The sequence below is a fragment of the Nitratireductor sp. GISD-1A_MAKvit genome (genome assembly GCF_040819555.1).
Lineage (GTDB): Bacteria > Pseudomonadota > Alphaproteobacteria > Rhizobiales > Rhizobiaceae > Nitratireductor.
In genome coordinates this window covers 3716903-3739801 of the sequence record NZ_CP161920.1, presented here as the reverse complement: position 1 = coordinate 3739801, position 22899 = coordinate 3716903, and the positions used below count along the sequence as shown (strand labels likewise).

The window sequence follows — 22899 nt, the reverse complement described above, 5'->3', positions numbered from 1 at the left end:
CGGGCTTGACCCGGGACCCATTGGCAGAGCGTGCAGGAGCACGGCCCGGTCCTCACCCCGGCACCACCAGCCGCACCCTCTGCGGCACCCGGCCGCGCCTCTCAATGGGTCCCGGCTCTCGCTCCGCTCGGCCGGGATGACGACGATGAAGCGCTCACCCCACTCCCGTCATCCCGGGCTTGACCCGGGACCCATTGGCAGAGCGTGCAGGAGCACGGCCCGGTCCTCAATCACGCCCCTGGAAAAGGTTTTCCACGTGCACCGGCCATCGGCGGGGAAGCACGGCGACAAGATCGAAGCGCAGCGAGAGCCGCGCGTGGTCGGGCTGGCGGGCAAGCCACAGATCGGCCGTGCGCTCGATACGGGTCTGCGCATGATAAGACACCGCATCCATCGCCGCCTCCACGGTCGGACGCGCCTTCACCTCGACAATCGCCACCAGATCGCCGCGCCGGGCAATCAGGTCGATCTCACCAAGCTTCGTTCGGTAGCGGCGGGCGAGAATGCGATAGCCCTTCAGCCGCAGCGCCATGGCCGCCAGCCACTCGCCACGATGGCCGAGCCGATAGGCCTTCTGCCGTGCCTCACTCCGCATCGCGCTCGGCCTTCAGGTGAAGAAGCCGCTGGTAGAGCTCCGATTTCCGCCCCCCGGTCATGCGTGCGGCTTCGCCCGCCGCCTTCGAGGCCGACATTTCCTGTGAGAGCGCCATGAGCAGCCGGTCCACATCTTCCGCGCTCGTTTCCTCTTCATCGAGAGGCGGTGCCACACACACCACCACCTCGCCCTTCGGCGCACCGGTGTCGGCATAATGCGCGGCAAGCTCCGAAAGCGCACCGCGCCGCAGTTCCTCAAATGTCTTGGTAAGCTCGCGCGCCACGCAGGCCTGCCGCGCCCCGCCAAGCACATCGGCTATCGCGGCAAGACTGCCGTCGAGACGGCGTGGCGATTCAAAGAACACCAGTGTTGCCGGCGTCTGGCGAAAGGTTTCAAGCCGCGCGCGTCGCTGCCCGTCCTTCACGGGCAGGAAACCGGCAAACAGAAAGGCATCCGTCGGCAGCCCGGAGGCCGAGAGTGCGGCCAGCACCGCCGAGGGGCCGGGAATGGGCACGACGCGCAGACCCTTCTCGATCACCTGGTCGACAAGGCGATAGCCGGGATCGGAAACAAGCGGCGTTCCCGCATCGGAAATGAGCGCAACACTTTTTCCCTCTTCGAGCGCCGCCAGCAGGCGCGGGCCTGCCTTTTCCGCATTGTGCTCGTGATAGGCGGTGAGGCTCTGGCCGATGCCATAGCGCCCAAGAAGCACGCGCGAAACGCGGGTGTCCTCGCAGGCAACAATGTCCGCCCCGGCGAGCACTTCCAGCGCGCGCAGCGTGATGTCGCCGAGATTGCCGATGGGCGTTGCCACGAGATAAAGCGCCGGCTCCAGCGGCGCGGCACCGATGCGGGCGCTGCCGACGACGAAACTTTTCTCCCCGCGCGGGTTATCCATAACTCTTTGATCCTTATTCGCTCATCTCTTTGACATGGAGGCATGTGGGTTGCAAAGTCGCGCGCTGAATTTGAGACGGAAGCGGCATATGAAACTATTGACAGCGCCCGGCCGCAGGGCCGGATTTTTCACAGGCATATTGACCGGGCTTCTGACGCTCGCCGGTTGTGTGGGCCCGGATGTGCCCTTTGGCATGCCGCAGCCGACAGCGCCGGCAACCGCGTCGCGACCGTCGGTCGACAACAGGCCGCGCCTTCCGGCCACCGGTGAGGTTGTCGGAACGGGCGAGACGCGCGCTGCGCTGCTTTTGCCGCTGACGGGGGAGGGCAATGCCGGCCGCATCGCTGCCGAACTCAAAAACGCGGCACTGCTTGCCATGGACGATGTCGGCCTCAACGCGCTGGAACTGGTGGTCAAGGACACCGGCGGCACCACTGAAGGCGCGTTCAGCGCTGCAGGACAGGCCGTGGCGGAAGGGGCTGCCATTGTGCTTGGTCCGCTGTTTTCCGCCAATGTTCGGGCCGCCGCACCGGCACTTCGCATGTCGCGGACACCGATGATCGCGTTTTCCTCCGATCGCGCTGTGGCATCTCCGGGCGTATATCTCAATTCCTTCCTGCCGCAGGGCGTCGTACAGCGCACGCTCTCCTATGCTGCCGGGCAAGGCGTGCGCAGCGTCGTGGCAATCCTTCCCGAAGGCGTTGCTGGAGACATCGCAGAAGCCGAAGCGCGCCGCACAATGCTTGCTTCAGGCGGTGAGGTGACAGCGGTTGCCCGTTACGCATACGACAATATGTCCGTCTATGAAGCCGTGCGGACTGTGGCGGAGGCGTTGCGCTCGGCGGATGCGGTGTTCATCCCCGACGGGGGCTCGAGCCCGGCCACCATCGTTTCCACAATCACGGAAGCCGGCATCGACATTGCCGGTAAGAAGATCCTGGGAACCGGGCAGTGGACAAGCGCCAATCTGGCTGATCCGGTGCTGCAGGGTGGCTGGTTTGCCGACACCGATCAGACCCGGGTCAACACCTACAAACAACGGTATCAGGCCAGATTCGGAGCGGAGCCTTCGCTCACATCCGCCCTGGCGTATGATTCGGTGGTGCTTGTCGGAAACATCGCCAAGGGTGGCGGCGGGTTTCAGCGCAACGCGATTGAAACGCCGGTCGGGTTCAATGGTTATACCGGGCTTTTCCGCTTCCTGCTCAATGGCACGACCGAACGTGGATACGCGGTTTATGAGGTGCGCGAGGGCCGGGCAGAGATCATCGATGCCGCGCCGGCCCAGTTCAACAGGGCGAACTAGTGCGCTTTGCGATTACCGGGCCAGATCGGCGACAACCGCATCCAGCACGATCATGCCTTTCGGTGTTGCGCGCAGCCGGGTGTTGCCGACGGGCTCGACAAGGCCTTCTTCCTGCAGCACCGCGATGCGCGCGTTGGAAAGCGCCCGGCCCGAAAGCGCCTCGTAGCGCGGCAGGTCGATGCCCTCGACAAGACGCAGGCCCATCAAAAGGAACTCGTCGGCTTCCTCGTCATGGGTCAGAACTTCACCACCGATCACGCCATGGCCATGTGCTTCTACGCGTTCGAGCCAGGTCTCTGGCATCTTTTCAGTGAACGTCACATGGCGGCGACCATTCTCGATAAATCGGCCATGGGCGCCGGGGGCCGGCACCGACATATTCGCCATAGCGCCAGTAGACGAGATTGTGCCGGCTCTCCGCGCCCGGGCGAGCGTGGTTGGAGATCTCATACGCCGGCAACCCGCACGCCGCCGTCACCTCCTGCGTGATCTCATAGAGGCGAGCGGAATGGTCGCCATCCGGCATGGCAAGCTTGCCGGCCTCATGGAGAAGCTGGAAGCGCGTGCCCTCCTCAATCGTAAGCTGGTAAAGCGAGAGATGATCTGCCGCGTGTCCGATGGCCTGTTCAAGCTCGCTGGCCCAGGCATCCTCGCTCTGGTGCGGGCGGGCATAGATCAGGTCGAAGGAAAGGCGTGGGAAAATCTCGCGGGCAAGGCCGATGGCGTGCAGCGCTTCCTCGACATTGTGCAGGCGCCCGAGAAATTTGAGATCCCGGTCGTTAAGCGCCTGAACGCCCAGCGACACACGGTTGACGCCGGCTGCGCGATAGCCACGGAAACGCTCTGCTTCCACCGAACTCGGATTGGCCTCCAGCGTCACCTCGATACCGTCGGGAACGCTCCAGTTGGTAGCAACGGCATCCAACAGCGCGCCGACCGTTTCGGGCTCCATCAGCGAAGGCGTTCCGCCACCCAGAAAAATGCTGGTAACGGTGCGCGGGCCGGTGCGGGCGCGCATGGTGGCAAGCTCGCGCTTAAAGGCTGCGGCAAAGCGGGCCTGATCCACCGGCTGGTGCCGCACATGGCTGTTGAAGTCGCAATAGGGGCACTTGGCCGCGCAGAACGGCCAGTGCAGATAAACGCCGAAACCCGGCGTCGTATCGAGCGCGGAGATCACGCAGCGCCCAGCCTGGCGCGGGCGAATTTCTGGAAGGCGCGGGCACGGTGGGAAAGGGCGTGCTCGTCGCCGGGCTTCCAGCCATGCTTTTCCTCAGCGGTCATTTCACCAAACGTGATGTCATGGCCGAGCGGTTGAAACACAGGGTCATAACCAAACCCGTCCGTCCCGCGCGGCGGCCAGACGAGGTGGCCTTCGGCTTCGCCGCGATAAAATTCGGTCTCGCCATCTGGAAAGCACAGACACAGCGTCGCGACAAAGCGGCCGGTGCGCTTTTCCGGAGTGTCCGCGCCGGCTTCGGAAAGCAGTTTCTGTGTCTTCTCCATGGCCATCATGAAGTCGCGGCTGCCATCTTCCTTCGTGGCCCAGTCGGCGGTGTAGACGCCTGGTGCTCCATCGAGCGCATCGACGCAGAGGCCGGAATCGTCGGAAAGCGCCGGCAGTCCGGTCGCTTCGGCTGCCGCAAGGGCCTTGATGCGGGCGTTTTCCTCAAACGTGGTGCCGGTTTCTTCCGGCTCGGGCAGGCCAAGCTCGGCAGCCGAACGCACCGTGTAGCCGAAGGGGGCCAGGAGGTCGGAGAACTCGCGCAGCTTGCCCTTGTTGTGGCTGGCGAGCACGAAAGTCTTGTTGTCGATCGGTCTCAAGTCAGTCCCCAGATGCGTGGTTCGGCAAATTCGAGCGAATTGCCGAAAGGATCGCGGAAATAGATGGAGCGGCCGCCATTCGGCCATTCGAAATCCGCTTCGATGGAAACGCCGGTCGCTTCGAAATGGGCTTTCCAGCGGGTGATCTCATCGCCAGTCGCGGCAAAACAGAGATGCCCCGGCCCGTGCGCGCCATGCGGTGGTACGGGAAGCCGGGCGTCGGGCGCTGGCGGTTGGGCGGTCGCTGCGGGATCGAACAGCAGAAGCACGGCCCGCCCGCAGCGGAAGAACACATGCCTGCCCTCGACCTTTGCCAATCTTTCGAGCCCGAGCGTCTCACCATAGAAGCGCTCGGCTTCGTCGAGATCGTTCACATAAAGCGCGGCTTCGAGAATTGCCGAGGGTTGCATGGTTTGCTTCGGGTCGGTTCAGGAGATGGACATTTTCTGCATGTCAACGAGCTTGGTGATACCCTTGCGGGCCAGTCCCATCAAGGATGCGAATTCATCTTCCGAGAAGGGGGCGCCCTCTGCCGTGCCCTGAATTTCGACAATGCCGCCCTTTCCGGTCATCACGAAATTGGCGTCGGTCTCTGCAGCCGAATCCTCCGCATAATCGAGATCGAGAACAGGCGTGCCGTTGTAGATGCCGCAGGAGATGGCGGCGACATGGTCTTTCAGAACCTTGTCACGGCTGGCCATCTGGCGCGCTTCCATCCACGAAAGGCAGTCTGAAAGGGCGATGAAACCACCTGTAATGGCTGCCGTGCGGGTGCCGCCATCAGCCTGGATGACATCGCAGTCAATGGTGATCTGCTTTTCGCCAAGGGCCTGCAGATCGACCACCGAGCGCAGCGAGCGGCCGATCAGGCGTTGAATTTCCAGCGTGCGCCCGCCCTGTTTTCCGGAAGAGGCCTCGCGGCGCATGCGGTCGCCGGTGGAGCGCGGCAGCATGCCATATTCAGCTGTCACCCAGCCCTGGCCGGAGTTGCGCAGCCATGGTGGAACGCGCTCTTCCAGGCTTGCCGTGCACAGCACATGGGTGTCGCCGAAACGCACCAGACACGACCCCTCCGCATGCTTTGAAAAGCCGCGCTCGAAGCTGACGGCGCGCATTTCATCGGGTTCGCGTTTGGAAGGGCGCATGAGCGTTTTCTCCAGATTCATCCAGTGTTTCCGGCCAGTGTTGCCGGCTTGTAGCTTTCCATATTCATGAACGCAAAGGAATTCCGGAAAACGAGGGAAAACCCCACTCACGCCTGACAACAACACTGTTGTTTTCGCGCCCGGCGCGCTTATATTCATACGATCAGAGGTCGCGAATGACGAAACCGGTCTTGGACAGAGAATTTCAGGAGCACGCGCTGCAGTCGCTGGATAGCCGATCGCGTGAAATCTTTCGGGTTATCGTTGAAACCTATCTGAGAGATGGTGACCCACTCGGCTCACGCAATCTCTCACGCATCCTGTCGACTCAACTTTCCCCTGCCACAATCCGCAATGTGATGAGCGATCTTGAGCAGCTTGGGCTCATCTATGCTCCGCATGTTTCTGCCGGACGCATGCCCACGCAGCAGGGGCTAAGGTTCTTCGTCGATGCCTTCATGGAGATCGGGGATCTCTCCGACGACGAGCGTCGGATCATCGAAACACAGGTGAAAGCGTCGAGCAGTGGCCATTCTCTCGACCATATGCTGACCGAAGCAAGTCAGCTTCTCTCGGGGCTTTCACGGGGCGCAGGCGTGGTGCTCGCCACAAAGTCAGAAGCGGCACTCAAACATATCGAATTTGTCCAGCTGGAACCACGCAAGGGGCTGGCCATTCTCGTTTCGCAGAACGGTGACGTGGAAAACCGTGTCATCGATCTGCCAGAAGGCGTCACCATCTCGCAACTGCAGGAAGCATCGAACTTCCTGAATGCGCATATCCGGGGGCGCACACTGGCCGAGACGCGAATGGAGCTTTCTCGCCTCAAGGAAGAAACGCGCGCCGCGCTGGACACGCTCTCGCAGGAACTTGTGGAGCAGGGGCTCGCTGTCTGGGCGGGCGCCGAAAGCGGCCAGCCGGCGCGGTTGATCGTGCGGGGGCGGGCCAATCTGCTTGAAAACCTGACAGCGGAGGCCGACCTGGAGCTTCTGCGCCGCCTGTTTGAAGATCTGGAAACCAAGGAAGGCCTGATCCAGCTTCTGGATATGGCGGAAGAAGGCTCTGGCGTGAGAATCTTCATCGGTTCGGAGAATCGGCTTTTCTCGCTCTCCGGCTCCTCGCTCGTTGTGGCGCCCTATCGCGATCAGGAATCACGCGTCATCGGCGCGTTGGGTGTGATCGGGCCGACCCGGCTGAACTATGCCCGCATTGTGCCGATGGTGGATTATACGGCGCAGATCGTCGGGCGTTTGCTACGCTGATCGAGCCCGGGCCCATAGCACTTACCGGAGCATGCCTGGCAGCACCCCTTGATTTTGCCGTCACGAACCTCGATATCGGGCGCAATATCCAAACAATTCTAAAACCATAGACGGATCGACATGACCAATCAGGCTAAGGACAACGAAGAGGCCAGAACCGAAGCGGCAGAAGACCCGAACGTGAAGGCGTTCGAGGAGCATGCCGGTGAAGAGGCGGTTTCGGAGGAAGACGTCCTTGTGCGGCTGGCACAGGAAAACGAGGAACTGAAGGAACGCGCCCTTCGTCTCGCCGCCGAAATGGAAAACCTGCGTAAGCGTACGGCACGCGACGTTGCCGATGCCCGGACGTATTCGATTGCCGGATTTGCTCGCGACATGCTGACGGTCTCCGACAATCTGCGCCGGGCGCTCGAGGCAGTGCCTGCGGAAGCCCGTGCCGGCGCTGACAGTGGACTTTCTTCCCTTATGGAAGGCGTCGAAATGACCGAGCGCACCATGCTCTCCACACTGGAGCGTCATGGCGTGAAGCAGATCGACCCCAAGGGCGAGCGCTTCGATCCGCATTTTCACCAGGCGATGTTTGAGGTGCCGGATCCCGAAACCCCGGAAAACACCGTGGTGCAGGTGGTGCAGCAGGGCTATGTGATCGGCGAACGCGTTTTGCGCCCGGCCATGGTTGGCGTTGCCAAGGGCGGCCCCAAGGCGAGCGCAGTGAAGAATGGCGAGAATGCAAGCGCGGAGCCCGGCCCGCCCAACCCGCAGGCCGAACGCGACGCCTGATATCAGGGGCGGGCGCATCTGATGCGCATCGAGGGATGGTGAGGCAGGCGCCCGCTTCCTATTCATCGGCCCTTCGGCTATCCAGTGTGCGGAGGGCCAGATGGATCTGATTCAGCTTCTTGATTATGCAGGGGTGGCCGTGTTCGCGGCCACCGGAGCACTTGCCGCCTCGCGCAAGGAGCTTGATCTCATCGGCTTCATGTTCCTTGCGGGTGTTACGGGCACCGGTGGTGGAACATTGCGGGACCTCGTGCTGGGGGTGCCGGTCTTCTGGGTCGAAAATCACACTTACATTGTTGTCTGTGCGGTTGTGGGGCTGCTTTTTTTCTTCGCCGCGCCACTTGTGGAATATCGCTACCGGCTTCTGCTGTGGCTCGATGCTGCCGGGCTCGCCGCCTATTCGGTGTTGGGCGCGGCCAAGGGGCTGGAAGCCTCAGGCTCGGCGATTGTTGCGCTGGTCACGGGCATGCTCACCGCTACATTCGGAGGCGTGGTGCGCGATGTGCTTGCGGGAGAACCTTCAGCACTCATGCGCCCGGAGGTCTATGTGACTGCGGCACTGGTTGGAGCCAGCGTGTTCACTGTGGCCGATCTCGCGGACGTGCAGGGTGCCGTTGCGGCGCTGATTGCAGTCACCGCCGCATTTCTGGTGCGTGGAGGTGCGCTCAGATTCGGCTGGACGATCCCACGTTACCGGTCCCGGCCCGGTCGCCCGCCAGAGGACCTAGAATAGTCCGGCCTGTTCGGCCTCGTAGCGCAGGTCTTTCTGCGGACGCGGACCATATTGCTGGATGACCAGTCCGGCTGCGAAGGAGCCCAGCCGCCCGCAATCGGCGAGGCTGTGACCGTTGGTGTAGCCGTAGAGGAAGCCCGCTGCATAGAGGTCGCCTGCACCGGTGGTGTCCACCAGTTCATTGATTTTGATGGCGTCGACAGGGATGGTTTCCTTGTCCGTGATGATGACGGACCCTTTCTCGGAGCGGGTGACGACTGCAAGGCGGGTATCCTTGCGGATTGCCTCCACCGCACTGTCGAATGACGATGTCTGATAAAGAGACAGCAATTCGTGCTCATTGGCGAAAACGATGTTGACCCGGCCCGAACGCATCAGCTCCAGAAACTCGTCGCGATAGCGATCGACGCAGAATGGATCGGACAAAGACATAGCCACCTCGCGACCGGCTGCATGCGCGGCATCGGCGGTCATGCGGATCGCTTCCTTGGCCCGCGGCGCATCCCACAGATAGCCTTCGAAATAGGTGACTTTGGAGTTCTTCGCCTTGTCTTCTTCCACGTCTTCCGGACCGAGCTCCACACAGGCACCCAGATAGGTGTTCATGGAGCGCTCGCCATCGGGGGTCACGAAAATCATGGAACGGGCCGTTGGCGGATGACCTTCCAGCGGTTTCGTGTCAAAGGCGACACCAAGCGCGCGAATATCGTGGGCAAAGATCTTGCCGAGCGCATCATCCGAGACCTTGCCGAAATAGGCAGCCTTGCCGCCGAAGCTGGCGATGCCGGCAGCCGTGTTGCCGGCGCTGCCGCCGGAGGCTTCGATGGCTTGCCCCATACGCTCATAGAGCAGGGTGGCGCGATCGACATCGATCAGGTTCATAGCGCCACGGATGATGTTGTTCTCTTCCAGAAACGCTTCGTCGCAGCGGGCGATGATGTCGACAATGGCGTTGCCGATGCACAGCACGTCATATTCGCTCAAATTCAGATCTCCAGATATGCAAGGGAAGCGTTTTGGCTTTTGGACTCGGGGCGGTTTACCGGTTTGAGCGCGATTTGCAAGCCATGGGTGTGAAGGGTTTTGCTTGCGTGGACCCGAACGGGTTCCTATCTCGAATGGAAAATCAAAGCTCGAAAGGCCCCGACCTTCCATGATTCTTGACGCGGCCCGCGCCGCAATCAGCCGTCTTTTCTCCAGCGAATTCCGCAGTGTGTTTTTCAAGACTCTGGGGCTGACATTGCTGGTCCTTGTTGGCTTGTGGCTGGGAGCCAAGGAGCTCTTCGAATACATCGCACTGCCATGGCTTGATGCGTTTTTCCCCGACCTGCCTTCCTGGCTCGGCTGGATGAGCTTTGTTGCGCTCATCGCCGCTGGGCTGGGTCTGGCTGCCGGTCTGGCTCTTCTGATCGGGCCCGTGACCGCCGTCATCGCGGGGCTTTTTCTCGATGATGTGGCCGAAGTTGTCGAAAAGGAAGATTATCCGCAGGATCCGCCGGGCAAGGCGCTTCCACTGGGTGCGGCCATCGCCACATCGATCAAGTTTTTTGGAGTTGTCATCCTCGGCAACATCGTAGCGCTGTTCCTGCTATTGGTGCCGGGTATCAACATTCTCGCCTTCTTTCTGGTCAATGGCTATCTGCTTGGCCGGGAGTTCTTCGAGTTTGCCGCCATGCGGTTTCGCAGCGAGCCTGAGGCCAAAGCGTTGCGTCGCCGGAATGCGGGGACGATCTTTCTGGCCGGCCTGGTGATCGCTGGCTTTCTGGCCGTGCCGATCCTCAACCTTCTGACGCCGCTTTTCGCAGCCGCCATGATGGTTCACCTGCACAAGATGATTTCACAGCAAGACGCAGCGCGCGCTGCGCGGGGAGCAGAGCAGCGCGGGTAGTTGAAGCGAGCGATCAGTCCTGCGGTGCCAACTCCACCAGCGGCGCAGGTATGTCGGTCGATTTCTCCGCTGATTTGCAAATATCGGCAATGACACAGGCCACGCAATCGGGTTTGCGCGCCTTGCAGACATAGCGCCCGTGCAGGATCAGCCAGTGATGGGCGTGGCGCATGAACTCGTCCGGTATGATCTTCACCAGCGTATCTTCCACCTGTTCCGGCGTCTTGCCAGGAGCAAGGCCGATGCGATTGCCGATACGCAGGATATGTGTGTCGACGGCCATGGTCGGCTGGCCGAACGACATGTTGAGCACCACGTTGGCCGTCTTTCGGCCCACGCCGGGCAGCGTGACCAGCGCCTCGCGATTGTCGGGAACCTGTGATCCGTGATCTCGGATAAGCGCTTCACTCAGCGCGATGACATTCTTGGCCTTGTTGCGCCAAAGCCCGATGGTGCGGATGTACTCGCCCACCCGTTCCTCGCCGAGTGCCAGCATTTTCTCCGGCGTGTCGGCCACCTTGAAGAGATCGCGCGTTGCCTTGTTGACGCCTGCATCGGTGGCCTGCGCGGACAGCACGACGGCCACGAGAAGCGTGAATGCATTCACATGCTCCAGCTCGCCCTTCGGTTCCGGACGCTGCACCGAGAAACGCCGGAAGATTTCGTGAACTTCCTCCGGCGAATAGGCGGTTTTGCGCCTGCGGGTGCGGGCGGGTTTGCGGGGCGCGGCAATTTTCTTCTTGGGCTTTTCCATGGTGCTTCTATAATCGGGATCATGTCCGAAACAAACAGCGCAGACGCTCCGGTTTTTCAGGCGTTATTGACGCCCTACCGCTCGCTCACGACGCGCGGCTTCACGATATTGATGGGCATTTTGCTGCTTGTCTGGCTGACCATCGGAGCATTTTCTCTCAAAATCGGCGCCTGGCCGGTTTTCGGGTTTTTCGGGCTGGATATTTTGGCGATCTACATTGCTTTCCGGCTGAACTATCGCGCCGCCCGCGTGCGCGAGGAGGTGCGCCTTTCACGCACGAGCCTCGATATCCGCAAGGTGCCGCCTTCCGGCCAGGCAGAGGAACACTGTTTCAACCCTTTCTGGACGCGTTTTCGCATCGACCGGCACGACGAGATAGGGATTACGGACATGGCCGTGGAGATGCGGGACAAGAGGGTGTCACTCGGCAGCTTTCTGAACCCGGACGGCCGGGAGAGTTTTGCCTTGGCCTTCGCAAAGGCGCTTGCCACTGCAAAGGGGCGGTGATCTCGGCAGGAAACGGGTGGCTGTACCGCCTGAAACACGTGATGCTCTGCGGCAGGACAAATGGCAAAGCGGTGCCGGGAGTTTTTGACCATGAATATGCAGACAGCCCTGTTGCAACGCGATGTGACCCCGCAGGGCAGCGACTACGAGGTCGTGCGACGGGTGATCGAGAAAATCAGTCTCGACTATCGGGACCAACCCTCGCTGGAGGAACTGGCGCAGGAGGTGGGCGATACGCCGAATGGTCTGCAGAAACTGTTCACGCGCTGGGCCGGGCTTTCGCCCAAGGCATTTTTGCAGGCGGTTACGCTTGATCATGCACGTCGGCTTCTGGATGCGGGAATGCCGCTGCTGGACGCGGCGCTGGAGCTTGGCATGTCAGGGCCGGGGCGGCTGCACGACCTGTTCGTAACGCATGAAGCGATCTCGCCCGGTGAATACAAGGCGCGGGGTGCCGGGCTTACCATGCGGTACGGTTTTCACCTCTCGCCTTTCGGTCAGGCGCTTGTCATGGCGACGGAGCGCGGGCTGGCGGGGCTTGCCTTTTGCGATCCGGGCGAGGAGAGGGCGGCACTCGAAGATATGACTTCGCGCTGGCCAAATGCCCGGTTTGAAGAGGATATGGCAGCCACCGCTCCCTATGCGGCCCGCGTGTTCGATCCCGCGCGCTGGCGAGCGGAAGAACCGCTGCGTGTTGTGTTGATCGGTACGGATTTCCAGGTGCGGGTCTGGGATGCGCTTCTGAAAATTCCGATGGGCCGTGCCTGCGCCTATTCCGACATTGCGGATCGCATCGGCAAACCCACCGCCTCGCGGGCCGTCGGTGCGGCGGTGGGGGCAAATCCGGTTTCCTTTGTGGTGCCGTGCCATCGAGCGGTCGGCAAGTCCGGCGCGCTGACGGGCTACCACTGGGGCCCTGACGCGCAAACGCGCCATTCTTGGTTGGGAGGCGGGGCAGCTCTTGCAGGAAAAGCAGCGCAATTGACCCCGCACGAGCCTTTCCCTCACCGGGTAAAATGCTCTAGTTTCCTGCGCGAACTAAGCGCGGGAGCAAAGCCTTGATCGTCATTATCGGTTCCATCAATCTCGACCTCATCGCCACGGTGCACAGGCTTCCACGACCGGGCGAGACGGTGCCAGGCGACACATTCGTCACCGCGCCGGGCGGAAAGGGGGCGAACCAGGCTCTGGCCGCGCGGCGTGCAGGGGCCGCCACCCGCATCGTTGGTGCGGTTGGCAATGATCCGTTCGCAGGCGAGGCACTGGAGCTTCTGGATAAGGCAGGCGTCGATCTCTCGGCCGTGCACAAGGCCGAAAGCGCCACCGGAACGGCGCATATTCTTGTCGACCGGGACGGAGAGAACACGATTGCCGTGGTGCCGGGGGCGAATGCCGACGTCTTGCCCGGCCATGTGGCCCAGGCTGCACTTGCCGCTGGAAATCACGTGCTCCTTCAACTCGAAATCCCTATCGAGACAGTCTGTGCGGCCCTTGAAGAAGCGCGCCGGGCCAACGCCATTTCCGTGTTGAACACCGCGCCCTACCGGCCCGAGGCGGCCGCACTTCTTGCCGATGCCGATTACGTGGTCGCCAATGAAACCGAATTCGACCTCTACGCCGATGCTCTGGGGCTTGAAGGTGCAGACCGGCGCGCGCGCATGGAGGCCTTTGTGGCAAAGACCGGCCGCATCGTCATTGTCACGCTGGGCGGTGAAGGCGCATGGGCGGCAATGCCGGATGGTTTCGTGACCTGCCCGTCGATGAAGATCACGCCGGTCGATACGGTCGGCGCCGGCGACACGTTCTGCGGTTATCTGGCGGCAGGACTGGCCGAGGGGCTGGAACTGGAAGCTGCGCTACGCCAGGCGACGGCGGCAGGCGCGCTCGCCTGTCTCAAATCTGGTGCCCAGCCGGCAATTCCGCTGCGCCGGGATGTGGAAGCTGCGACCTCTTAATGCGCCGTCAAAAGGCCGGCGGCATTCAAAGACGTCCCAGCCGTTCTGTCAGGAGCGTGAAGAATCCATCTGAGTCTACATCGCGCATGACAAGGGCGTTCTTCTCCCGATCGGTAACCTGCCACCAGTCGATCACCGTCATCCCCAAGGTGAGCTCCGAACCTGTCTCCACCGTGACGTTGCAGGTTCGCCCCTTGAACAGCTCAGGATCGAGCAGGTAGGCGATGACGCATGGGTCGTGAAGCGGGGCCGCCATCCGTTCCGTATTTCTCCTCGTCATATCGTTCGAAAAATTCAAGGAGCTCGGCGCAGGCGGTGCCCACGCTCGTTCCAAGATGCCGTATGGCCTGAATGCGCGTGCGTGTGGTCAGCACCTTGTGAGTCACGTCCAGCGGCATCATCACAATGGGAACGCCGGAGCGAAGCACCACATCTGCCGCGTGGGGATCCACGTAAATGTTGAACTCCGCGGTGGGCGTGACGTTGCCGCCCTCGAAAAAACCGCCACCCATCAATACGATCTCGCGGATACGGTCGGCGATGCGTGGCTCGCGGTTGAGCGCCAGTGCGATGTTGGTGAGCGGACCAAGCGGGCAAAGCGTGATCTCGCCCTCGCCATGTGACATCAGCTGTTCGACGATGAAGTCGACGGCATGTCCCTCCTGAAGGGGGATTTCCGGTTCAGGCAGGTCAGGCCCGTCGAGCCCGGTTCGGCCATGGACATGCTCTGCAGTCACCAGGTCCCGGACAAGGGGGCGACTGGCACCGGCAAAGACCCTCGTCTCGGGCCTGCCGGCGAGTTCGCAGATCTTTCGTGCGTTCTTTTCTGTCAGCGCCAGCGGCACATTGCCCGCTACAGCAGTGATCCCCAGCACTTCGAGCTCGGGGCTCGCAAGGGCGAGTAATATGGCCAGCGCATCGTCCTGGCCCGGATCCGTGTCGATAATTATCTTGCGCGCTGCCATCAGCCAGTTGCTCCAAAAATGCTTGAAACGCGGGTTTTGAGCGACCATATCAGTAGAGAAGAAGAAAATGCCATTCGGGTTTTCCTCTATCCACGTCGCTCTTTGAGGACTGTTTGAAATGACGCGTATGACGCCTTTTTCGAATCCGCTTCTGCTCGGATTCGACAGTATGGAGAAAACGCTCGAACGCATTGCGAAATCGGGCGATGGTTACCCACCCTACAACATTGAGCGCGTGCGCGCGGCTGATGGAGAGGGCGTAACTCTCCGCATAACGCTTGCCGTAGCGGGCTTCAGTGCTGATGATCTGGATGTTACCACGGAAGAGAACCAGCTCATCATTCGTGGACGCCAGGACGATGAAGGTGAGCGGGAATATCTGCATCGCGGCATCGCCGCACGCCAGTTTCAGAGAATGTTCGTTCTAGCCGAAGGCATGCGGGTTCTGAATGCCGAGCTCAAGAACGGTCTCCTGTCCATTGATCTGGACCGGCCGGAACCTGAGCGGATGGTAAAGAAAATAAACATTTCCGTGAAAGACTGAAGCACTGGTCTCATTCGGGAGGAACCCGGTCGGGCTGACCCGGTCGGAACCTTGGGCTCTTGAGCAGGTTGGTTTCTTATAAGAAGCGCCTGCATGAAGGAGGCTTAAATGTTCGAGCAAGAACGTAAAGTCGCGATAACACAGCAGCAGCTCGCCCATATAGGTGAAGGCGCTGTTGCCTATATGCGTGAAATGACTGCAGAGGATTTGCAGGGCAAGTTTCCGGGCATGCCGGATATGAAACCCGGCACCCGCTTATGGGCGCTTTTTGGAGCCGATGGCCAGCCAATTCTCCTGGCGGATGCACGCGACGCAGCGCTTGCAGGCGCAATGCAGAACGATCTGGAGACCGTCAGCCTCCATTGATACAGCGGAGAGATGGCATGATGCCCGTGTAGCCTGGCGCTTTACGGGCACGCCCCCTCAGTTGCGCATGCTGGCTTCTCTGGAGCGGTCTACCGTTCCACGGAAACGCAGGAACGACGCAACCGGGTGTCAAATGCTTGAGGCGTCAGCCCGATGACACAAGGCCGTCATCACAGAAAAACGGCCGTCTCCAGCAGAGAGGGCCGCTTGCCGGTGCCGCAGGCGTTCACGCAGCGTTGGATGCGGGCGTTTGGGATAAAAAGCTATGAATTGCAGCGGCGTCTTTGGTGCCGCGGATTTTGGCCGTTGTTTCTGCATCGCGTAGAACACGCGCGATGCGGGACAAGGCTTTAAGGTGATCCGCGCCCGCTCCTTCCGGGGCGAGAAGCAGAAAGACGAGGTCGACGGGCTGGTCATCAATCGCTTCGAAATCAACCGGAGCTTCAAGTCGCGCGAAAACACCCACGATCCGATCAATGCCAGGCAGTTTTCCGTGAGGAATGGCCACTCCATTGCCGACGCCGGTGGAGCCCAGCCGCTCTCTCTGGAGAATCGTGTCGAAGACCTCGCGTTCCGGCAGTCCGGTAACCCCGGCGGCCTTTTCTGCCAGGAGCTGAAGGAGCTGCTTTTTGGAATTGGCCTTCAGGGCCGGTATCACGGCCTTCTGGTCGATCAGATCGCTCAGATCCATGTCTACGCATCCTCTGCTTTGTCTGTTCGCCGGTCGTACATGACGACCGGCGCTTGAGGCTGGCACGGAACTATGCGCTTGCCACTGCCGATGGGTCGATCCAGCCGATGTTGCCATCAGCCCGGCGGTAGACAATGTTCACTTCGTTGTTGCCTGCATTGCGGAACACGAAGACAGGATTGTCCTTGGTGTCGAGTTCTATGACAGCGGAAGCCACAGACATGGTCTGCAGGGCCATCTTCGATTCTGCCACCACGGTCGGCGCGTAGTCTTCCGGAACCTCATCATCCTCATCTGCCACAGGTGCCATGACACGATAGGCTATGTCCATCGGGTCAACATGGCCGTTATTGTGAGACTTCAGCCGACGCTTGTAGCGACGCAGCCGTTTCTCAACACGCTCTGCCGCAGCATCGAAAGCGGCCTGAGGCTCCTGTGCCTGACCCGTACCCTGCAACACCATGCCGGTGTCGAGATGGATCATGCAATCAGCGGCAAAGCGAGAACCCGACTTTTCTACCGTCACGCGACCAGCAAACCCGCCGTCGAAATATTTATCGACAGCCTCGCTGATCCGCCCCTCGATACGTGAGCGAAACGCCTCGCCGATGTCCATGTGTTTTCCGGAAATACGTAAGCTCATCTGAATCCAGACCTTTCCTGATCAGACATCGAACGAATCGAGTTTATACGTGTGGCTTGCATGTACAAGGTGTCGCGGCGGATTGTGAATTCGGGTCGGCCGCGTTTCCTTCTTCAGTTGCTGGCGCTGTGGACATAAAATTCAGCCTCTCTGGGCTGGACGGTCCATGCGGGCGGGCTTCTAGTCGCTTCAGCCGCCCTTGTCAATTGAATCAAACGCCAGCGTTTTGCGCGGTTCCGGCCGCCGCGAGCATCTTCTTTTCTCGTCTGCGTTGAACCGACGAGGGAATATTGAGCGCTTCCCGATACTTGGCTACCGTACGCCTCGCGATATCGATGCCCTCCTTTTTCAGGACATCCACAAGTGCGTCGTCCGACAAAACGGCGCCGGGCTCCTCTGCATCGATGAGGCTCTTGATGCGCTCGCGCACGGACTCCGACGAATGCGCGTCTCCGCCGGTGGCCGAGGCGAGGGCCGATGTGAAAAAGTAGCGCAGCTCGAATGTACCGCGCGGGGTCATCATGTACTTGTTCACCGTGACGCGGCTCACGGTGGATTCATGCATGCCGATTGCTTCGGCGACGGCTCGCAGGTTGAGTGGGCGGAGCCGACTGACACCATGCAGGAAAAATGCGTCCTGTTGCAGCACGATCTCCGAAGCCACCTTTAGGATGGTCTTCGCGCGCTGGTCGAGACTGCGCGCGAGCCAGTTTGCGCTTTGAAGGCATTCGTTCAGGAAGGCGCGTTCTTCTTCTCGGGTCTGCCCCGAAACCTCGGTAAAATAGGTCTCGTTTACAAGAACACGAGGCAGGGTCTCGGGGTTGAGCTCCACCAGCCATCCGCCATCTGCCCCCTCACGGACAACGACATCAGGCACAACCGGATCGGCCGTGCCCCCCGAAAACGCCATGCCGGGTTTGGGATCGAGGGCGCGGATCTCTGATAGCATGTCGGCAAGATCTTCGGTGTCCACGCCGCACAGGCGTTCCAGGGTTCGAAAATCCCGTTTTGCCAGCAGGCCAAGGTTCTTCACCATCACCTGCATGGCCGGATCGTATCGATCCAGTGCGATGAGTTGCAGCGAAAGACATTCAGCCAGGTCGCGTGCGAAAACGCCCGGTGGATCAAATGTCTGGCAGGTGGCCAGCACCGTTTCCACAGTTGCCTTGTCGGCGCCAATGCGATCCGCCATTTCCGAGCAGTCGATGGAAAGATAACCGACCTCATCCAACCCGTCTGTCAGTTCGTGCGCGATGAGCCGATGTGCGGGCTCGCTGAAAGCCAGCGCGATCTGTTGGTTTACATGATCGCGCAGTGTGTGAGCGGCAGCGGTGGTGTTTTCGAGATCAAACGCACTCCCGCCGGCTGTTTCAAGGCCGTTTCCGCTTGCCGATTTCCATTGCGCCGACAGATCGGAGCTGATGCGTTCGTGGGTTCCCGGATCGTCGGGAAACAGGTTTTCAAGCGAGGAATCCAGCCGGCCCGAAATCGTTTCGGCCGTGTTTTCCCGCTGTGCCTCTGTGTTTTTCCAGTCCTCCGAAGGGGAGCCGGAGGTCTCTTCCTCGCGCTCAAGAAGCGGGTTGCGTTCAATCTCGGCATCAAGAAAATGTTCGAGCTCCACATGCGTCATCTGCAGCAGTTTGATGGACTGCAGAAGCTGTGGCGTCATGACGAGAGACTGTGTCTGACGCAAATGTAGTTTTGGCGCGAGCACCATGAAATCGAACACTCCCAAGCGCCTGGAAAGCGATCCAGAGCGGCACGGAATTCAATTGGCCCGAGTCTTGCTTGTCAAGCGTCAATCCAAATGGCGCCGTGAAATCCAGGCGTTCACAGAGAAAAGCTCTCTCCGAGATAAAGCCTGCGGACATCGGCATTGCCAACAATCTCGTCGGGTCGTCCGTGGGTCAGAACCTGCCCTGCATGGATTATGTAAGCGCGATCGATCAGGCCCAGCGTTTCACGCACATTATGATCCGTGATCAGAACGCCGATGCCCCGGGCCGTGAGATGACGCACGAGTTGCTGGATATCTGTAACGGCAATGGGGTCGATGCCGGCGAACGGCTCGTCCAGAAGCATGAAATTGGGTCGGCTGGCCAGGGCCCGGGCGATCTCCAGCCGGCGCCGCTCGCCACCCGAAAGTGCCACGGATGGCGATTTGCGAAGGTGCGTTATGTTGAATTCCTCGAGCAGGGCGTCGAGGTTCCTGTCGCGTTCCTTGCGGCTTTTTTCCACGACTTCAAGAATCGCGCGGATGTTCTGCTCGACGGTGAGCCCTCGAAAGATCGAAGCTTCCTGTGGCAGGTAGCCGATGCCCAGCCGCGCGCGGCGGTACATGGGCATTCCCGTGACGTCGTGTCCGTCGATATGGATAGTGCCCTGATCCACGGGAACGAGGCCGGTCACCATGTAGAAGCAGGTGGTCTTGCCGGCGCCGTTGGGCCCCAGAAGGCCGACGGCCCTCGCCGGCGCGAACGCCGATGGAAACGCCACTCACGACCTGACGGCCCTTGTAGGCCTTGGTCAAACCGCGTGCAATGAGTGTTCCCTTGTAGTCGGGAAGCTTGCCGCTGGCAGGGTTTTCCGCAGCGGGTTCTTTTGCTGCCCGCTTTTTACGCAACTTGGAAATCAACGCTGATTACTGCCTGTTCTGGGAGCCGGGAGTGAGGAGCATCTTTACGCGACCATCCGAACCGCCGCCATCGCAGCCGTCAAGCTTGGCCTGGCCATTCTTCATCTGCACGGTTAGCCGACAGCCGACAATAACGTTGTCGCCTTCCGAAAGAACCACTTCCTTTCCGGAAAGAACCAGCACTTCCGATTTCATGTCGAAGGTCGCTCTGTCGCCGGTGGCAACCTGCTTGTCGGATTTCACGTACACGTTGCCGTCCACTTCGAGACGGTCGATGTTGGCGCTGCCGGTGGCGGCCGATCCACCGTCCTTGAGATAGTAGACCATCATGCGTCCAGCCTTGAGCAGGGTCTGGCCCTGAACAACCGAAACATTGCCGGAAAAGACCGCAACATTGTCTTCTTCGCGCACTTCGAGACGCTCACTTTCGATCTGAATTGGCTGATCGCCCGAAAGCTGGAGCCCGGTCAGGCGGCTTTGGGCGTCCTGCGCGAGAGCGGAAGCCGTGAGCCCTACGAGAAAGAGCATGCCCAATGAGAGCCGCGAATTGGGTCTGAAGCGCATGGTGTTCCTTCCGTTGCCTGTAAAGTCGTGGTGTCAGTTGCGCGCGTCGGCGGTTTCGCGGATCTGAGACGGGTCTATTGTAACGCGAACGCGTTTATCGAATACAAACACCTTCCCGCCATCCCGGGCCGCGAAGGAATCGGCGGCGATCTTCGTGCCGTCAAGCTCGATCTCCACCGGGTTGGAGGAAGCCAGGCTGCTTTTCTCAATGTCTATCTCGGCAGAGTCCAGCGTCGCCGTGATGCCCGAGGTAGTGCGCAGCGAAATCCTGCTGGTGATGTCCAGCCGATTGTTGTCGCGATCGTAAATGCCTTCGCTGGCCTGGATCGTGGCAAAATTGTCGGCGTCGACCGGCACGTGGGCGCGAATGCCTTCAAGCTCGATCACATCTTCTCCGCCCAGTTTCTGGCGCGCGCGTTCCGCAGTCATCTTGTAAGGGCGGTCATCATTGGTAAAGCCGTTCAGCTCGGGACTGGACATGACAAGCGAGCCGCCCTCGATGGATGCGCTGGCAAGGTCAATCGCACCCCCGCCACCAGTGAAGACATAGGAATATCCGGCGAACAGAACGGTAATGGCAATCGCCAGCGCAGGGAGGATCCGTTTGAGCAGACGTACGCGGCGGGAATGACGTGAGGCAAGGGCAAAGGCCTCCGCGCCGCGCTCGCTGTTGCGAATGGCACCTCCGCGTCCGCTGTTGGCCGCGTCGGCGGTGCTTTTGACTGAACTGCTCATTTCCGCGTTTTCCGTATGTTCCGCCGCAAGCCAATCAGTCGCCTGCGCGTAGCCCCTTCCGGAGACGGCCGATCGCGATCCGTTTGGTGGTGGACGATCCGCATGTCGTTTGAACACCGACGTTGACCGACAGCCAAGATGGCATCGTGGCAAACCCCGGCTTCTCAACTCACCCTTTGTATCAGATTTCAACCCAATATGGCTATTTTTCGATTAACGATAACGATTCAGTGGCAAGTTTGTTGGCTTTTGCAGTTCACATCTTTAGGCAAGCAAGAAAGTTGTACAAAGACGGTGGTTCCAGCCCGGGCTTTGCCCTAAAAGGCGCTTGGTTCCGACCGTAATATTCGGTGAAAGCGAGGCTGTCATGTCCACTCGAGCGGATGAACTGATCGACCGGAGGCGACTGAGGCGCAAGCTCACATTCTGGCGCATCGTCGCCTTTGCCGTGATCGTCCTGGCAATCGCAGTTGCCACGAGACAGATCATGGGTGATGCGGCAGGCCGCTCTTCTGATCACATCGCGCAGGTGAGAATTGATGGCACGATCTTCGAAGACGAAGAGTTACTGGAACGCCTGGAGCGCATTCGGCAGACGGACTCGGTCAAGGGTGTGATCCTAACGATCGACTCGCCCGGTGGCACGACGGCCGGCGGCGAGGCGATCTACGAAGAGGTGCGGCTTTTGGCCGAAGCCAAACCGGTGACGGCTCAGGTCGGTACGCTGGCTGCCTCCGCAGGGTACATGATTGCCAGCGCAACGGACCACATTGTTGCGCGGCAGTCCTCCATCGTTGGCTCCATCGGGGTCCTGTTTCAATATCCCGATGTCAGCGGTCTCATGGACAAGCTGGGCGTGAAGCTGGAAGAGATCAAATCTTCACCCCTCAAGGCCGAGCCATCGCCCTTCAAGCCAACGAGCGATGAAGCCCGCCAAATGATTCGCTCCATGATTCTGGATAGTTACGACTGGTTTGTCGGGCTGGTTACCGATCGTCGTCCACTGTCGCGCGAGGAGGTTCTGAAGGTCGCCGACGGGTCGGTTTTTACCGGGCGGCAGGCGCTCGATATCAAGCTGGTGGACGCGTTGGGCGGCGAGCGCGAGGCCAAGGCCTGGCTCGTCTCCAAGGGGCTCGACGAGAAGCTGGAGATCGTCGAATGGAAAAAGCGCGAAACCGCCAGTTCGATGTTTATTCCGGAAATCGCATCTCGCTTCCTTGGGGTCCCTGCGAACGGAGCAGACATTCTGCGAGAGCTTGGTGCCGAGCGCATCTTCCTTGACGGTCTGCTGTCAGTCTGGCAACCTGAAACCAACAGGTTGTCTGACTAAAAAATCAAGCAAAATCATCTTCGTGTCGGAAACGGCAGGGCGACAGCAGAGCAACTCAGCGGCGGAAAAGAATTCATGATAAAATCTGAGCTCGTTCAGACGATTGCCAATCGCAACCCGCATCTCTACCTGCGTGACGTGGAAAACATCGTCAATGCGATCTTCGATGAGATCTCCGAGGCGCTTGCGGAAGGGAACCGTGTGGAGCTGAGAGGTTTCGGCGCGTTTTCGGTGAAAAACCGCCCGGCGCGCACCGGCCGCAACCCACGCACGGGCGAATCCGTGGAGGTTGAGGAGAAGTGGGTTCCTTTCTTCAAGACCGGAAAGGAACTGCGTGAGCGTCTGAATGCCGAGAAGGATCTCTGAGTTCGCTCCGATTTTCCCTGGAAACAGTGGGTTGAAATGGCCAACCGTATTATTCTCGTTCTAATTCTCGTGCCGCTGGCTGTCGTCATAATCGCGCTTGCCGTGGCCAACCGTGCCCTGGTGCCATTCACCATCGACCCCTTTAATCCGGGCAACCCTGCCCTGACGATCCAGTGGCCGCTGTTCGTCTATCTTTTCCTTGCCATCGGTTTAGGAATGGTCGTCGGCAGCATTGCGACCTGGTTGCGGCAGGGGCGCTACCGCCGTGACGCGCGTGCCCGCAGAAAAGAAGTCGACAGGCTGCGTCAGACCACGCCGTCTGCCACCACCGGAAACACGCCGCAGATAAAGCATTCCGCTTCCTGAGAAGGCCTGTCGGACAATGCGCCGCTGACGCTTTGTTGCCTGCGCTGCGT

At 60.3% G+C, this 22899-nt stretch carries 24 protein-coding genes and 4 pseudogenes; 13 read left to right on the top strand and 15 right to left on the bottom strand.

The window, feature by feature from the left end; all coding sequences use genetic code 11:
* Nucleotides 1-226: 226 nt before the first annotated feature.
* Both AB2N04_RS19235 and rsmI read right to left on the bottom strand, forming a co-directional pair.
* Nucleotides 227-595 carry a YraN family protein gene (locus AB2N04_RS19235; protein WP_367716345.1) on the bottom strand — a complete coding sequence of 123 codons (369 nt, stop codon included), beginning with the start codon at nt 593-595 and terminating at the stop codon, nt 227-229.
* Nucleotides 585-1493: a 16S rRNA (cytidine(1402)-2'-O)-methyltransferase gene (gene rsmI / locus AB2N04_RS19230; protein WP_367716344.1), complete on the bottom strand. Its 909-nt coding sequence runs from the start codon at nt 1491-1493 to the stop codon at nt 585-587. The genes AB2N04_RS19235 and rsmI overlap by 11 nt, the downstream gene beginning before the upstream one ends.
* An 88-nt stretch (nt 1494-1581) precedes the next feature.
* On the opposite strand from rsmI, the gene AB2N04_RS19225 reads away from it, so the two are divergent.
* Nucleotides 1582-2799 carry a penicillin-binding protein activator gene (locus tag AB2N04_RS19225; protein ID WP_367716342.1) on the top strand — a complete coding sequence of 406 codons (1218 nt, stop codon included), beginning with the start codon at nt 1582-1584 and terminating at the stop codon, nt 2797-2799.
* A gap of 12 nt (nt 2800-2811) precedes the next feature.
* On the opposite strand, the pseudogene hemW reads toward AB2N04_RS19225, so the two are convergent.
* From hemW to rph, 4 genes and pseudogenes are all read right to left on the bottom strand, one after another.
* Nucleotides 2812-3976: pseudogene (gene hemW, locus AB2N04_RS19220) on the bottom strand (radical SAM family heme chaperone HemW).
* Nucleotides 3973-4620, bottom strand: a complete 648-nt coding sequence (gene rdgB / locus AB2N04_RS19215) for an RdgB/HAM1 family non-canonical purine NTP pyrophosphatase (protein WP_367716340.1) — start codon at nt 4618-4620, stop codon at nt 3973-3975. The pseudogene hemW and the gene rdgB overlap by 4 nt, the downstream one beginning before the upstream one ends.
* On the bottom strand, nt 4617-5030 hold the full coding sequence (locus tag AB2N04_RS19210) for a VOC family protein (RefSeq protein WP_367716338.1): 414 nt from the start codon (nt 5028-5030) through the stop codon (nt 4617-4619). Before AB2N04_RS19210 ends, rdgB begins: the two co-directional genes overlap by 4 nt.
* An 18-nt stretch (nt 5031-5048) precedes the next feature.
* Complete coding sequence (gene rph, locus AB2N04_RS19205; protein WP_367718863.1) at nt 5049-5765, bottom strand: ribonuclease PH; 717 nt, start codon at nt 5763-5765, stop codon at nt 5049-5051.
* A 176-nt stretch (nt 5766-5941) separates the two neighbouring features.
* Here rph and hrcA point away from each other — a divergent pair, with 176 nt between their 5' ends.
* The 3 genes from hrcA to AB2N04_RS19190 all read left to right on the top strand — a co-directional run bounded on the left by hrcA (nt 5942) and on the right by AB2N04_RS19190 (nt 8540).
* On the top strand, nt 5942-7027 hold the full coding sequence (gene hrcA, locus AB2N04_RS19200) for a heat-inducible transcriptional repressor HrcA (RefSeq protein WP_367716336.1): 1086 nt from the start codon (nt 5942-5944) through the stop codon (nt 7025-7027).
* A 120-nt stretch (nt 7028-7147) separates the two neighbouring features.
* Nucleotides 7148-7807 (top strand): nucleotide exchange factor GrpE, encoded by a 660-nt coding sequence (gene grpE / locus AB2N04_RS19195; RefSeq protein ID WP_367716334.1) that lies wholly within the window; start codon nt 7148-7150, stop codon nt 7805-7807.
* 100 nt (nt 7808-7907) lie between these two features.
* Nucleotides 7908-8540 carry a trimeric intracellular cation channel family protein gene (locus AB2N04_RS19190; protein ID WP_367716332.1) on the top strand — a complete coding sequence of 211 codons (633 nt, stop codon included), beginning with the start codon at nt 7908-7910 and terminating at the stop codon, nt 8538-8540.
* Here the strand turns inward: AB2N04_RS19190 and AB2N04_RS19185 are convergent.
* Nucleotides 8532-9524, bottom strand: coding sequence for an adenosine kinase (locus tag AB2N04_RS19185; RefSeq protein ID WP_367716330.1), 993 nt, complete (start codon nt 9522-9524; stop codon nt 8532-8534). The two genes, AB2N04_RS19190 and AB2N04_RS19185, sit on opposite strands and share 9 nt — an antisense overlap.
* A 169-nt stretch (nt 9525-9693) precedes the next feature.
* Here AB2N04_RS19185 and AB2N04_RS19180 point away from each other — a divergent pair, with 169 nt between their 5' ends.
* Nucleotides 9694-10428, top strand: coding sequence for a sulfate transporter family protein (locus AB2N04_RS19180; RefSeq protein ID WP_367716329.1), 735 nt, complete (start codon nt 9694-9696; stop codon nt 10426-10428).
* 13 nt (nt 10429-10441) lie between these two features.
* Here the strand turns inward: AB2N04_RS19180 and nth are convergent, their stop codons facing one another.
* Nucleotides 10442-11182: an endonuclease III gene (gene nth / locus AB2N04_RS19175; RefSeq protein ID WP_367716327.1), complete on the bottom strand. Its 741-nt coding sequence runs from the start codon at nt 11180-11182 to the stop codon at nt 10442-10444.
* Nucleotides 11183-11203: 21 nt separating this feature from the next.
* Between nth and AB2N04_RS19170 the strand changes: the two genes are divergently transcribed.
* From AB2N04_RS19170 to AB2N04_RS19160, 3 genes and pseudogenes are all read left to right on the top strand, one after another.
* Nucleotides 11204-11689 carry a DUF2244 domain-containing protein gene (locus AB2N04_RS19170; protein WP_367716325.1) on the top strand — a complete coding sequence of 162 codons (486 nt, stop codon included), beginning with the start codon at nt 11204-11206 and terminating at the stop codon, nt 11687-11689.
* 90 nt (nt 11690-11779) lie between these two features.
* Nucleotides 11780-12674: pseudogene (locus tag AB2N04_RS19165) on the top strand (methylated-DNA--[protein]-cysteine S-methyltransferase).
* Nucleotides 12675-12747: 73 nt separating this feature from the next.
* On the top strand, nt 12748-13644 hold the full coding sequence (locus tag AB2N04_RS19160) for a ribokinase (protein ID WP_367716324.1): 897 nt from the start codon (nt 12748-12750) through the stop codon (nt 13642-13644).
* A 25-nt stretch (nt 13645-13669) separates the two neighbouring features.
* Here the strand turns inward: AB2N04_RS19160 and AB2N04_RS19155 are convergent.
* A pseudogene (locus AB2N04_RS19155) lies at nt 13670-14612 on the bottom strand (nucleoside hydrolase).
* Between the two features lie 115 nt (nt 14613-14727).
* Here AB2N04_RS19155 and AB2N04_RS19150 point away from each other — a divergent pair.
* The gene (locus AB2N04_RS19150; RefSeq protein WP_367716323.1) at nt 14728-15153 is read left to right on the top strand and encodes an Hsp20 family protein; all 426 of its coding nucleotides are present in this window, start codon (nt 14728-14730) and stop codon (nt 15151-15153) included.
* Between the two features lie 108 nt (nt 15154-15261).
* Nucleotides 15262-15519: a DUF1150 family protein gene (locus AB2N04_RS19145; protein WP_367716321.1), complete on the top strand. Its 258-nt coding sequence runs from the start codon at nt 15262-15264 to the stop codon at nt 15517-15519.
* Nucleotides 15520-15745: 226 nt separating this feature from the next.
* On the opposite strand, the gene ptsN is transcribed toward AB2N04_RS19145, so the two are convergent.
* The 6 genes and pseudogenes from ptsN to lptC form a co-directional block, all read right to left on the bottom strand.
* The gene (gene ptsN, locus AB2N04_RS19140) at nt 15746-16210 is read right to left on the bottom strand and encodes a PTS IIA-like nitrogen regulatory protein PtsN (protein WP_367716320.1); all 465 of its coding nucleotides are present in this window, start codon (nt 16208-16210) and stop codon (nt 15746-15748) included.
* Nucleotides 16211-16280: 70 nt separating this feature from the next.
* Nucleotides 16281-16853 carry a ribosome-associated translation inhibitor RaiA gene (gene raiA / locus AB2N04_RS19135; RefSeq protein ID WP_367716319.1) on the bottom strand — a complete coding sequence of 191 codons (573 nt, stop codon included), beginning with the start codon at nt 16851-16853 and terminating at the stop codon, nt 16281-16283.
* A 211-nt stretch (nt 16854-17064) separates the two neighbouring features.
* On the bottom strand, nt 17065-18570 hold the full coding sequence (gene rpoN, locus AB2N04_RS19130; RefSeq protein WP_367716318.1) for an RNA polymerase factor sigma-54: 1506 nt from the start codon (nt 18568-18570) through the stop codon (nt 17065-17067).
* A 113-nt stretch (nt 18571-18683) separates the two neighbouring features.
* Nucleotides 18684-19395, bottom strand: a pseudogene (gene lptB, locus AB2N04_RS19125) (LPS export ABC transporter ATP-binding protein).
* A 99-nt stretch (nt 19396-19494) separates the two neighbouring features.
* Nucleotides 19495-20052 carry an LptA/OstA family protein gene (locus AB2N04_RS19120; protein ID WP_367716317.1) on the bottom strand — a complete coding sequence of 186 codons (558 nt, stop codon included), beginning with the start codon at nt 20050-20052 and terminating at the stop codon, nt 19495-19497.
* 33 nt (nt 20053-20085) lie between these two features.
* On the bottom strand, nt 20086-20787 hold the full coding sequence (gene lptC, locus AB2N04_RS19115; protein WP_367716315.1) for an LPS export ABC transporter periplasmic protein LptC: 702 nt from the start codon (nt 20785-20787) through the stop codon (nt 20086-20088).
* Between the two features lie 367 nt (nt 20788-21154).
* Between lptC and sppA the strand changes: the two genes are divergently transcribed.
* From sppA to AB2N04_RS19100, 3 genes are all read left to right on the top strand, one after another.
* Nucleotides 21155-22117 carry a signal peptide peptidase SppA gene (sppA, locus tag AB2N04_RS19110; RefSeq protein WP_367716314.1) on the top strand — a complete coding sequence of 321 codons (963 nt, stop codon included), beginning with the start codon at nt 21155-21157 and terminating at the stop codon, nt 22115-22117.
* 75 nt (nt 22118-22192) lie between these two features.
* Nucleotides 22193-22483: an integration host factor subunit beta gene (locus AB2N04_RS19105; RefSeq protein WP_367716313.1), complete on the top strand. Its 291-nt coding sequence runs from the start codon at nt 22193-22195 to the stop codon at nt 22481-22483.
* Between the two features lie 36 nt (nt 22484-22519).
* Nucleotides 22520-22849 (top strand): lipopolysaccharide assembly protein LapA domain-containing protein, encoded by a 330-nt coding sequence (locus AB2N04_RS19100; protein WP_367716312.1) that lies wholly within the window; start codon nt 22520-22522, stop codon nt 22847-22849.
* The last annotated feature ends 50 nt before the right edge of the window (nt 22850-22899 follow it).